The 10,822-nt window shown below is 70.7% G+C and carries 9 protein-coding genes; 2 read left to right on the top strand and 7 right to left on the bottom strand.

Going from position 1 to position 10,822, the window contains the following annotated elements; genetic code table 11:
* The 3 genes from GUY60_RS26765 to ureA form a co-directional block, all read right to left on the bottom strand.
* Positions 1–705: agmatine deiminase family protein (locus GUY60_RS26765; RefSeq protein WP_161702278.1), on the bottom strand; the 705-nt coding region annotated here is incomplete at its 3' end.
* Between the two features lie 8 nt (positions 706–713).
* Entirely contained in the window at positions 714–2,450 is a 1,737-nt protein-coding gene (locus tag GUY60_RS26760) for an urease subunit alpha (protein WP_161702276.1), read from the bottom strand.
* Positions 2,447–3,130, bottom strand: coding sequence for an urease subunit gamma (gene ureA / locus GUY60_RS26755; RefSeq protein ID WP_161702274.1), 684 nt, complete (start codon positions 3,128–3,130; stop codon positions 2,447–2,449). Before ureA ends, GUY60_RS26760 begins: the two co-directional genes overlap by 4 nt.
* Positions 3,131–3,454: 324 nt before the next feature.
* Here ureA and GUY60_RS26750 point away from each other — a divergent pair, with 324 nt between their 5' ends.
* A complete protein-coding gene (locus GUY60_RS26750) occupies positions 3,455–4,939 on the top strand; it encodes a cytosine permease (protein WP_161702272.1) in 1,485 nt (494 codons plus the stop codon).
* Positions 4,940–5,004: 65 nt separating this feature from the next.
* On the opposite strand, the gene GUY60_RS26745 is transcribed toward GUY60_RS26750, so the two are convergent.
* The gene (locus GUY60_RS26745; RefSeq protein ID WP_161702270.1) at positions 5,005–6,093 is read right to left on the bottom strand and encodes a branched-chain amino acid aminotransferase; all 1,089 of its coding nucleotides are present in this window, start codon (positions 6,091–6,093) and stop codon (positions 5,005–5,007) included.
* Positions 6,094–6,333: 240 nt separating this feature from the next.
* Positions 6,334–7,374, bottom strand: a complete 1,041-nt coding sequence (locus GUY60_RS26740; RefSeq protein WP_161702268.1) for a 3-isopropylmalate dehydrogenase — start codon at positions 7,372–7,374, stop codon at positions 6,334–6,336.
* Between the two features lie 356 nt (positions 7,375–7,730).
* On the opposite strand from GUY60_RS26740, the gene GUY60_RS26735 reads away from it, so the two are divergent.
* Positions 7,731–9,353 carry a purple acid phosphatase family protein gene (locus GUY60_RS26735; protein WP_161702266.1) on the top strand — a complete coding sequence of 541 codons (1,623 nt, stop codon included), beginning with the start codon at positions 7,731–7,733 and terminating at the stop codon, positions 9,351–9,353.
* Here the strand turns inward: GUY60_RS26735 and GUY60_RS39555 are convergent.
* Both GUY60_RS39555 and GUY60_RS26725 read right to left on the bottom strand, forming a co-directional pair.
* Positions 9,347–9,481, bottom strand: a complete 135-nt coding sequence (locus GUY60_RS39555; RefSeq protein ID WP_161702264.1) for a hypothetical protein — start codon at positions 9,479–9,481, stop codon at positions 9,347–9,349. The genes GUY60_RS26735 and GUY60_RS39555 overlap by 7 nt on opposite strands.
* Positions 9,482–9,758: 277 nt before the next feature.
* Positions 9,759–10,655, bottom strand: coding sequence for a LysR family transcriptional regulator (locus GUY60_RS26725; protein WP_161702280.1), 897 nt, complete (start codon positions 10,653–10,655; stop codon positions 9,759–9,761).
* Between the last annotated feature and the right edge of the window lie 167 nt (positions 10,656–10,822).

Genomic DNA, 10,822 nt, shown 5'->3' with positions numbered 1-10,822 from the left:
GCTCGGCCGCGTACGGCATGCGGCTCGCCATTCCGGCCGGGGCGTCGTTCCGCTTCGGTCCGGGCGATGACGCGGAGGTCGGCCGAGGGTGCCGAAGCCGTGCGGCGGGTAGTCGGCGGCCAGGCCGCGCTTCAGCCAGATCGCCTTCCGCGTACCGAGCTTGGCGTGGATCTCCGCCTCGACCTGCTCCTTGGTCCAGCCGGGGTTGCGCTCCTTGCCGAGCTGCACGGTCTCGGTGAGCAGCACGGTGCCCTCGCCGTCGACGTGGATGCCGCCGCCCTCGTTGACGAGGGACGAGGTGTGCACGGACACCCCGGCGAGGTCCGCGACGTACGAGGCGACCTTGGCGTCGTGGTCCCAGCGGGCCCACTCCTGCGCGCCCCAGCCGTTGAACACCCAGTCGACGGCGGCCAGTTCGGTGCCGTTCGTGACGAAGGTGGGGCCGATGTCGCGCATCCACGCGTCGTCGAGCTCACGCTCCGCCAGCTCGATGTCGGGGCCGAGCAGGGCACGTGCCGAGTCGGCCTGGCCGGGGCCGTGGACGACGGTGACGGGTTCGAAGCGGCGGACGGCACGGGCCACGGAGGCCCACGCCTCGCGGGACTCGGTCAGCTCCTCCTCGGAGGAGAACGTGACGTTGGGGCCGGGCCAGGCCATCCAGGTGCGCTCGTGCGGGGCCCACTCGGCGGGCATACGGAACGTCATGGGGGTCCTCACAGGAAGTAGAGACGGTTCAGGGAGACGGAGTCGGCCGGTTCGGAGCGCACCGGGTCGCCGTCGAGGGTGACGAGGCCGCTGTCGGCGTCCACGTCCACGGCGCCGACACGGGAGTTGAGGAGCAGGTCGGAGGGGCCGATGCCGCGGGTGCCGCGGACCGCGACGCGGCGGCGGCGGGTGGGCATCAGGTCGTGGCCCCGGTCGATCGCGGCCTGCGCGACGAAGGCCACGGAGATCTCGGCGGGTGCCGCGCCGTGCGCCCCGAACTGCGGGCCCAGGACGAGGGGTTCGCAGGTGTCGGTGGCGGCGTTGGGGTCGCCGGTGACGCCGTACGCGGGGAAGCCGGACTTGAGGACGAGCTGCGGCTTGGCGCCGAAGAACTGCGGCTGCCACAGCACGATGTCGGCCATCTTGCCGACCTCGATGGAGCCGACCTCGTGCGCGAGACCGTGGGCGATGGCCGGGTTGATGGTCAGCTTGGCCATGTAACGGAGCACGCGCGCGTTGTCGTCGTGCGTGCCGTCGCCGTCCATGGGGCCGAGCTCGGCCTTCATCTTCCCGGCCATGGCGAAGGTACGGCGCACGGTCTCGCCCGCGCGGCCCATGCCCTGCGCGTCCGACGAGGTGATCCCGATCGCGCCCAGGTCGTGCAGCACGTCCTCGGCGCCCATCGTCCCGGCCCGGATGCGGTCACGGGCCATGGCGGCGTCACCCGGCAGGTCCGTCTTCAGGTCGTGGACGGAGACGATCATCCCGTAGTGCTCGGCGACCGCGTCCCGTCCGAAGGGCAGCGTCGGGTTGGTGGACGAGCCGATGACGTTCGGCACGCCCGCCATCTTCAGCACGTTCGGTACGTGACCGCCGCCGCAGCCCTCGATGTGGAAGGCGTGGATGGTGCGCCCGTCCAGGACCTTCAACGTGTCCTCGACCGACAGGCACTCATTCAACCCGTCACTGTGCAGGGCGACCTGGACATCGTGCTCCTCGGCCACCCTCAGCGCGGTGTCCAGGGCACGGGTGTGGGCGCCCATGTCCTCGTGCACCTTGAACCCGGAGGCCCCGCCCTCGGCAAGGGCTTCGACGAGGGGCGCGCCGTCGGACGACGAACCCCGGGCCAGGAAGCCGATGTTGACCGGCCACGCGTCGAAGGCGCCGAACGCGGTGCGCAGCGCCCAGGGCGAGTTGACGCCGACGCCCCACACCGGGCCGAACTCCTGGCCGATGATCGTGGTGACACCGGAGGCGAGCGAGGCCTCCATGACGCGCGGCGACAGCAGGTGCACATGGGTGTCGACGGCTCCGGCGGTGGCGATCATGCCTTCGCCGGAGACGATCGTGGTGCCGGTGCCGACGACGACGTCCACACCGTCGAGGGTGTCGGGGTTACCGGCCCGCCCGATCGCGGAGATCCGCCCTTCCCTGATCCCGATGGAGACCTTCCGGATCCCCTGCACGGCATCGATCACCAGCACGTTGCTGATCACGACATCGCAGGTCTCGCGTACGGCCGCGGCCTTGAGGTGCAGTCCGTCGCGGGCCGTCTTGCCGAAGCCGGCCAGGAACTCGTCGCCGTGCCGCTGCGAGTCGGACTCGACGCGTACGACGAGCCCGGAGTCACCGAGGACGACCCGGTCCCCGGCGCGCGGGCCGTGCACGGAGGCGTACTCGCGCGGGTCGATGTGCCCGCTGCTCGGCGGCAGGTGGTGATCGCTGTGCTTGGTAGGGCGGCTCATGCCTCAACTCCCAGGTATCCGCAGGCCGCTGCCCGCCGCAGGGCCTCCTCCTTCGCGCCGGGCGCGTCCAGCTCACCGTCGACGAGCCCGGCAAAACCGATCGCGACCCGCGCGCCACCGATCGGCACGAGACCGACCTCCGCGTCATCGCCCGGACCGAAGCGGAACGACGCCCCGGCCGGAATGGCGAGCCGCATGCCGTACGCGGCCGAGCGGTCGAAGTCGAGCCGCGGGTTCGCCTCGAAGAAGTGGAAGTGCGAGGTCACGCTGACCGGCACGGTCGCGGTGTTGCGCACGAGGATCCGCACCGCGGGCTCGGGCTCCTGATGCGCGGGCCCCGTCAGGACCGCGCCCGGGGCGGCGTCGCCCAGGGAGCCGCCGCGCAGCGGGTCGGAGACGACGGCGAGCCGGGACCCGTCGTCGAAGACGGCCTCCACATGCACCTCGGTCACCACGTCGGCGACCCCCGGCAGCACGTCGTCCGGGCCCAGCACGGAGCGGGCCCGCTCTATGGCCTGCGCGAGCCGCAGCCCGTCACGGGCGGCCTCGCAGACCGCGTCGGCGATCAGCGCGGTCGCCTCGGGCACATTGAGCCGCAGCCCCCGCGCACGGCGGGCGCGGGCCAGCTCGGCGGCGTTGAAAAGCAGCAGCCGGTCACGTTCGGTCGGGGTGAGTCGCACGACACTTCCTCACTTCCAGTTAGTGCAGCACTCTAAACCCTGAATTGGGTTCTCCAAAAGATTGACGCGCCAGGTTGACATCCGTCACATTGGTCGGGCCGCGCTTTTCGAGCGGCACTCAAATCTCAGGCCGAACAGTGCACGGCCGCGACAGCGGCCCCGCTGCGAGAGCGGCCCAGAGCTTCGTCAGCGGCCCGGCTGCCACAGCAGCACGCCCCTGCGCCGAGACCCCCACCAAGTACCCGCACTGAGTACTTGCACCGAGAACCTGCACCGAGAACCGCCTTCACCGAGAACTGTTCCTCCCACCGACAGGGGACACCCATGCCGATTGAACAGCGCGGCGTAGACACCATCCCGGAGGCCGAGCGGACCAGCGGTCCGCGCGACCTCATCTCGATCCTGCTCGGCTCCAACCTCTGCCTCGGAGTCATCGTCTTCGGCTGGCTGCCGCCGTCCTTCGGGCTCGGCCTGTGGCCCTCGGTGACCGCGATCGTCGCCGGAACCGCGGTCGGCGTCCTGGTGACCTCGCCGCTCGCCCTGGTATCACTGCGCACCGGCACCAACCTCTCCACCTCCAGCGGCGCCGCCTTCGGCGTCCGCGGCCGACTGATCGGCTCGGTGGTCGGCCTGCTGCTCGCCCTCGGCTACACCGCGCTGACCCTGTGGATCGGCGGCGACGTCATGATCGGCACGCTGGCCCGGCTCACCGGGATGTCCGACGGCGGCGCGGTGCACTCCCTGGTGTACGCGCTGCTCGCGGGCGCCACCGTGATCGCCGCCGTCTTCGGCTACCAACTGCTGCTCCGCCTCAGCAAGGCGCTCACCCTCGGCATGACGGCCCTGCTTGCACTCGGCCTGTTCGCGTACGCGGGTGACTTCACCACCGCCGCGCCGCCGGACACCCCGTATCTGCTCGGCTCGTTCTGGCCGACCTGGCTGTTCGCCGCGGTCGCGGCGGGCCTCAGCGGCCCGGTCGCCTTCATCACGCTGCTCGGCGACTACTCCCGCTACATCTCCCCCAGCCGGCACTCCGGGCGCACGGTCCTGCGCTCGACGGCCCTCGGCCTGACGGTGGGGCTGCTGCTGCCGCAACTCTTCGGCACGTTCACCGCGCTCGCGGCCCGCGCCGGGCTCGACTACGCGGGCCCGCTGGTCGACGCGTCACCCGGCTGGTACCTGATCCCGCTGCTGCTCGCCGCCACCGCGGGCTCGGTCGGCAACGCGGGCCTGATGCTGTACTCGATGGGCCTCGACCTGGACGCGATCGTGCCGCGCGCGAGCCGCACCACGGCCACGGTGATCGCGGCGGCGGTGGCCACCCTCTTCGTCTTCCTGGGCCACTTCGCCTGGGACGCGCAGTCGGCGATGACGTCCTTCGTCCTGCTGCTCACTGCGGTCGGCACGCCCTGGGCGGTGATCACCCTCCAGGTGCACCGCCGTAACCGCGGCAACTACGACGCGGAGGCCCTGCAGGTCTTCAACCGCCGCTCGCGGGGCGGCGTCTACTGGTTCAGCAAGGGCTGGGAACCCCGCGCCGCCCTCGCCTGGGCAGCGGGCGCGGCGGTCGGCCTCGCGGCGGTCTCCACCCCGCTGTACGAGGGCCCGCTCCTCCCCCTGACCGGGGGCGTGGACTGCAGCTTCGTACTGTCGGGGCTGGTCGGCGGGGTGCTGTACGCGGCGCTGACGCCTCGGGGTGCGGGGTCCCGGTCATCGGACGGGACATCCAGCCCTGCCGACGACCGATCCGCAGCCGGTCCGGCGTTTGAGGACGAGCCGGAGGCGACTGTCAGCCCGTCCGGCGCTTGAGGACGAGCCGGAGGCGATCGACGTTCAGGTGGTCGACCGCCTCCGGCACTCGTACAGAGGAACCCTCAGCCCAACTTGTGCATCCAGCCGTGCCGGTCCTCGGCCGTACCCCGCTGCACGTCGAGCAGCGCGTTACGCAGCCGCATCGTGACCTCGCCGGCCTCGCCGCCGGACTGCTTCCACTCGCCGGTGGCGCGCTTGACCGTACCGACCGGGGTGATCACCGCGGCCGTACCGCAGGCGAAGACCTCGGTCAGGGCGCCGGACTCGGTGTCGGCCTGCCACTGGTCGATGGAGACGCGGGTCTCCTCCGCCTCGTAGCCGAGGTCGCGGGCGACCTGGAGGAGCGAGTCACGGGTGACACCCGCGAGCAGGGAGCCGGTCAGGGTCGGCGTGACGATCTTGTTTCCGTACACGAAGTACAGGTTCATGCCGCCGAGTTCCTCGACCCACTTGTGCTCGACCGCGTCGAGGTACGCGACCTGGTCGCAGCCCTTGGCCGCGGCCTCGGCCTGCGCGAGCAGCGAGGCCGCGTAGTTGCCGCCGGTCTTGGCGTCGCCGACACCGCCGGGGACGGCGCGCACGCGGTCCTCGGAGAGCCAGATGGAGACGGGCTTCACGCCACCGGGGAAGTACGCGCCGGCGGGCGAGGCGATGACGACGAAGAGGTACTCGTTGGCGGGCTTCACGCCCAGGCCGACCTCGGTCGCGATCATGAACGGGCGCAGGTAGAGCGACTCCTCGCCACCGTGCGCCGGGACCCAGTCCTTGTCCTGCTGGACGAGGGCGTCACAGGCCTCGATGAACGTCTCGACCGGCAGCTCGGGCATGCCGAGGCGCCAGGCCGAGTGCTGGAAGCGCTTGGCGTTCATGTCCGGCCGGAACGTGGCGACCGTGCCGTCGGGCTGCCGGTACGCCTTGAGACCCTCGAAGATCTCCTGGGCGTAGTGCAGGACGTTGGTCGCCGGGTCGAGGGAGAGCGGGCCGTACGGCACCAGCTGGCCGTCGTGCCAGCCGCGGCCCTCGGTCCACTTGACCGTCACCATGTGGTCGGTGAAGTGGCGGCCGAACCCGGGGCTGGCCAGGATCGCGTCACGCTCCGTGTCGGAGAGCGGGCGTGAGGAGGGCTTGAGCTCGATCGTGGGCGTCGTCATGAGTGCTTGTCCTTCACCGGTCTTGTCGTGTGTCGGACCGCGCTCACGCCACCTCGGCAGGCGGCTGTCTCGTACTCGCTTACCCGGATTTCGCGGCCCCGCGTTCGATTATCGCTCGCGTGGGGCTGTGACTGAAACAGTGTGAATGCGGCCCAGGGGTCGATGGTGGCACCCGGCGGCGCATACGAGAAGCCGCCGGGTGCGTGTGCGACCCGGCGGCTTGGGGTGGATCCGTCGGGGTCAGCCCGCTACTCGTCCGGCGAGCGCGTCGCCGATCTCTTCCGTCGTACGGGTGGTGTCGCCGCGTTCCGAGAGGTCGGCGGAGACGGCGTCCTCGATGCGTACGGCCTCGGCCTCGTAGCCCAGGTGGCGCAGGAGCAGGGCGACGGAGAGGACCGTGGCCGTCGGGTCGGCCTTGCCCTGGCCCGCGATGTCCGGGGCCGAGCCGTGCACGGGCTCGAACATCGAGGGAAACTCGCGGCTCGGGTTGATGTTCCCGGAGGCCGCGACGCCGATGCCGCCGGAGACGGCCGCGGCGAGGTCGGTGATGATGTCGCCGAAGAGGTTGTCGGTGACGATCACGTCGAAGCGCGCGGGGTCGGTGACGAGGAAGATCGTCGCCGCGTCCACGTGCAGGTAGTCGGTGGTGACGTCGGGGAACTCGGCCGCGACCTTGTTGAAGATGTTGGTCCAGAGGTGACCGGCGAAGCTCAGGACGTTGTTCTTGTGGACCAGCGTCAGCTTCTTGCGCGGGCGGGCCTGGGCGCGGGCGAAGGCGTCACGGACGACACGCTCGACGCCGAAGGCGGTGTTGACCGAGACCTCGGTGGCCACCTCCTGCGGGGTACCGGTGCGGATCGAGCCGCCGTTGCCGGTGTACGGACCCTCGGTGCCCTCGCGGATCACGATGAAGTCGATCTCCGGCTGGCCCTTGAGCGGGGTCGAGACGCCCGGCATCAGCTTCGAGGGCCGCAGGTTGACGTGGTGGTCGAAGAGGAAGCGGAGCTTCAGCAGGAAGCCGCGCTCCAGGACACCGGACGGGACCGAGGGGTCACCGATGGCGCCGAGCAGGATGGCCTCGTACTGCTTGAGGGCCTCGACATCGGCGTCGGTGAGGGTCTCACCGGTGGCGTGGTAGCGCTTGGCGCCGAAGTCGAATTCCTTCGTCTCCAGCTTCACGTCCTGCGGAAGCACGGCGGAGAGGACCTTGAGCCCCTGGGCCACGACCTCCGGGCCGATGCCGTCGCCGGGGATGAGTGCGAGATTGATGCTGCGAGACATGTTTTTGAGGGTACGCGGTTGTCTTACCCGGTGACATGAGCTGTCCGCTATCTGGACTTACCCCCAGGGAGCTCCGCCCCCGGCCCCCGCTCCTCAGGCCGGAGAGGCCCCATCGCGCTCCGCGCTCGTCCTCAAGCGCCGGACGGGCTGGATTTTCCGGACCGGGGCTCAAATCGTGAGCCGCTCCGGCCATTTGAGGCCTTGCGGCAATCTGAGCCCCTCCGGCGATTGAGGAGGCCCGTCCGGCAGGACTTTCGGGAAGGGGCGGGACTGGGGAAAAAGGACCACCGAACCGCCACCCCAAGTTCACCCTAAAGCCGGACGCAAGCCCCAAGTTACTGGGAAGTTCAACCCCCATGGACACACCGAACGTGGGCATCCCAGAACAGCTCGCGCAGCGCCTGAGCATGCCGGAGCAGCACGAGTACCTGCGGGCCAAGCACGCCCGCCCCAAGGTCTCCCGGCGCGGAGCGCTCATCGGCGGACTGGTGACGGCGGGCGCCGCCGGCGGTGGCGGGCTGCTCATCGGCGCGGGGAACGCGAGCGCCACCGCCCCCACGCTCACCACCGACGCCCCCACCGCGAAGGTGGACGGCTCCCTGGTCGCCCCCTTCGGCCGCCACCTGGCCTTCGGCGCGGACCCCGCGACCCAGATGCGGATCTCCTGGCAGGTGCCGTTCGCGGTGAAGCAGCCGTACGTCCGGATCGGCACCGCCCCTTGGGAGTTGAGCCGGAAGATCGAGGCCGAGGTGCGCCCGCTGCACACGCCCGCGCTGTCGAAGAAGCTGCCCGAGGTGGAGCAGTACTACCTGCACGCCGCGTTCGACAACCTGAAGCCCGGCACCACGTACTACTACGGCGTCGGCCACGAGGGCTTCGATCCGGCGGCGCCCGAGCGGATGGGCACGATCGGCACGTTCCGTACCGCGCCCGCGAAGCCGGAGAAGTTCGTGTTCACGGCCTTCGGGGACCAGGGCGTGAGCTATGACGCGCTCGCCAACGACCAGTTGATCCTGGGCCAGAACCCCTCGTTCCACCTGCACGCGGGCGACATCTGCTACGCGGACTCCAGCGGCATGGGCAAGGAGTCGGACACCTACGACGCGCGCGTGTGGGACCAGTTCCTCGCGCAGACCGAGTCGGTGGCGAAGTCCGTGCCGTGGATGGTGACGACCGGCAACCACGACATGGAGGCCTGGTACTCACCGAACGGCTACGGCGGCCAGTCGGCCCGCTGGTCCCTGCCGGAGAACGGCTTCGACCCGCGGAACGCGCCGGGCGTCTACTCGTTCCGCTACGGCAGCGTCGGCGTCGTGGCCCTGGACGCCAACGACGTCTCGTACGAGATCCCCGCCAACAAGGGCTACACGGACGGGAAGCAGACCGCCTGGCTGGACAAGCGCCTGGGCGAGCTGCGGCGCGACCAGGACGTCGACTTCATCGTGGTCTTCTTCCACCACTGCATGTACTCGACGTCCACGCACGCCTCCGACGGCGGGGTGCGCGACGCCTGGCTGGAGCTGTTCAGCAAGCACCAGGTCGACCTGGTGATCAACGGCCACAACCATGTGTACGAGCGCACCGACGCCATCAAGGGCGGCGAGGTCGGCAGGCCCGTACCGGTCGGCGGGACGACGGACCCGACGCGCGACGGCATCGTGTACGTCACGGCCGGCGGCGCGGGCAAGGAGCTGTACGGCTTCGGGGCGGGCGTCGAGGACAGCTACGAAGGGCACGTGAACGACCGGGAGTCGATCGTCACGTTCCACTGGACCAAGCTGCGGCTGCCCGACCCGGACACGGTGGAGTGGTCACGGGTGCGGTACACCGGCTTCTCGTTCCTCGCGGTGGAGGTGGAGACCGGCGCGCAGCCGAGGATGAAGGTCTCCGCACTCGCCGAGAGCGGCGAGCGCGTCGACTACTTCGAGGTCCTACGGGCAGGTCAGCGGGGCGATCGGGGCGGCAGCGCCGCTCAGTGACCCGTCTCGCCGCCGTTGTCCCTGCGGTCGAGGGCGCGCTGCAGGGCGGCGGCGGCGTTCTTGCGCTCGGCGTCCCCGGCGCGGGGGACGTGGCGGACTCGGCGGGTGGCGACGGTCGTCTCGGTCATGAGAATTCGACTCCTTGAGGGCACGACGGAGTGCGGAGGGGGGTAGTGCTGCGAGACGCCGGAAGGGGCGGGGAACACGGGCCGCAGGGGTTACCTGCCTGGGTGCCCGGCTCACGGCCGCCATTCGCTTGATCTAGCGAGTCGTTCGGCTTCTACAAAGCTAAGGCAGCATGCGGCTGCTGTCTCCACAATTACTCGGACTTCCTACTATCTGAGACGGCGATCATGAAACGGAGCCCCCGGACCCGCCCCGCAGACCGCTTCCGCCGAGCCCCGCTCAGCCCCGCAGTTCCCTCAACTCCCTGATCAGCGCCCGTACGGCGGCCGATTCGGCGAGCTCGGGCGTGGTCACGTAGCCGATGGAGCGGAACGGGCGGTCCGGACCGAGATCACTGATCTGAACCGAGGGCGGTGCTCCGGTCAGGGAGAGCGCGGGCATGATCGCCATTCCGTGACCGGCGCTCACCATCGAGAGCACTGCTCCGTCGTCCTCGGTCTCGACGGTCGCCCGCGGGATCCAGTCCTGCTCGCCCCACCAGCGCCGGGTGTACGAGCCGCAGTTCTCCACCCAGTCGACCAGCGGCAGCGAGCGCGGATCGGGGTGCCCGGCCGGGTGCACGAACGCGTACGACTCCTCACGCAGCACCGCGCCGACCAGACCGGCCGGGACCGGCGCGGTCGGTCTGGTCGGCAGGGTCGCGATACCGAGATCCGCCCGCCCCGCGAGCACCTCCCCCGCGGTACCGGCGCCCACTTCGCGTACGACCTTGACGCGGGCGTCGATCCCCGGGTGCCGTTCCCGCAGCCGGTGCAGCGCCGCGGGCAGCAGATGCAGCGCGGCACTGCGGAACGCTGCGATCCGCACCTCGCCCTCGACCCGGCCGCCCCCGACCCGGCCGCGGTCGGCGCCGCGCACATCGGCGGCCATCGCGTCGAGCAGGCGCAGCACGCGGCGCGCGTACCCGACGGCGCGCTCCCCCGCCGCCGTGGGCGCCGCTCCCGTACGGCCGCGGGTGAACAGCACGGCGCCGAGCTTGCGTTCACTGCCGCGTACCGAGTGGGAGACCGCCGACTGGGTCAGGCCGAGCGCGGCGGCCGCCGCCGAGAAGCCGCCCGCGTCGGCGACGGCGACCAGGATCCGCAGCTCGTGCGGGGCCAGATCGTGGTCGGCCATCGTCTCTGCCACCTCTCTCACCTCGCGCTATGAGGAGCGCTCATGGTCCCTGTCGTTCCATGAGCCCAACCCTCTGCCCGGCCGTCCGATTCCCGCCTACGTTCCCGGACATGACGAACGACACCGCGCTCACCGTGCGCCGGACCACCGCGCTGACCGTCCAGCAG

The sequence above is a fragment of the Streptomyces boluensis genome (assembly GCF_009908195.1).
In the GTDB taxonomy this organism is placed as follows: domain Bacteria; phylum Actinomycetota; class Actinomycetes; order Streptomycetales; family Streptomycetaceae; genus Streptomyces; species Streptomyces boluensis.
Note: the sequence above shows the minus strand (reverse complement) of the source record. Positions and strands in the feature narration are given on the sequence as shown.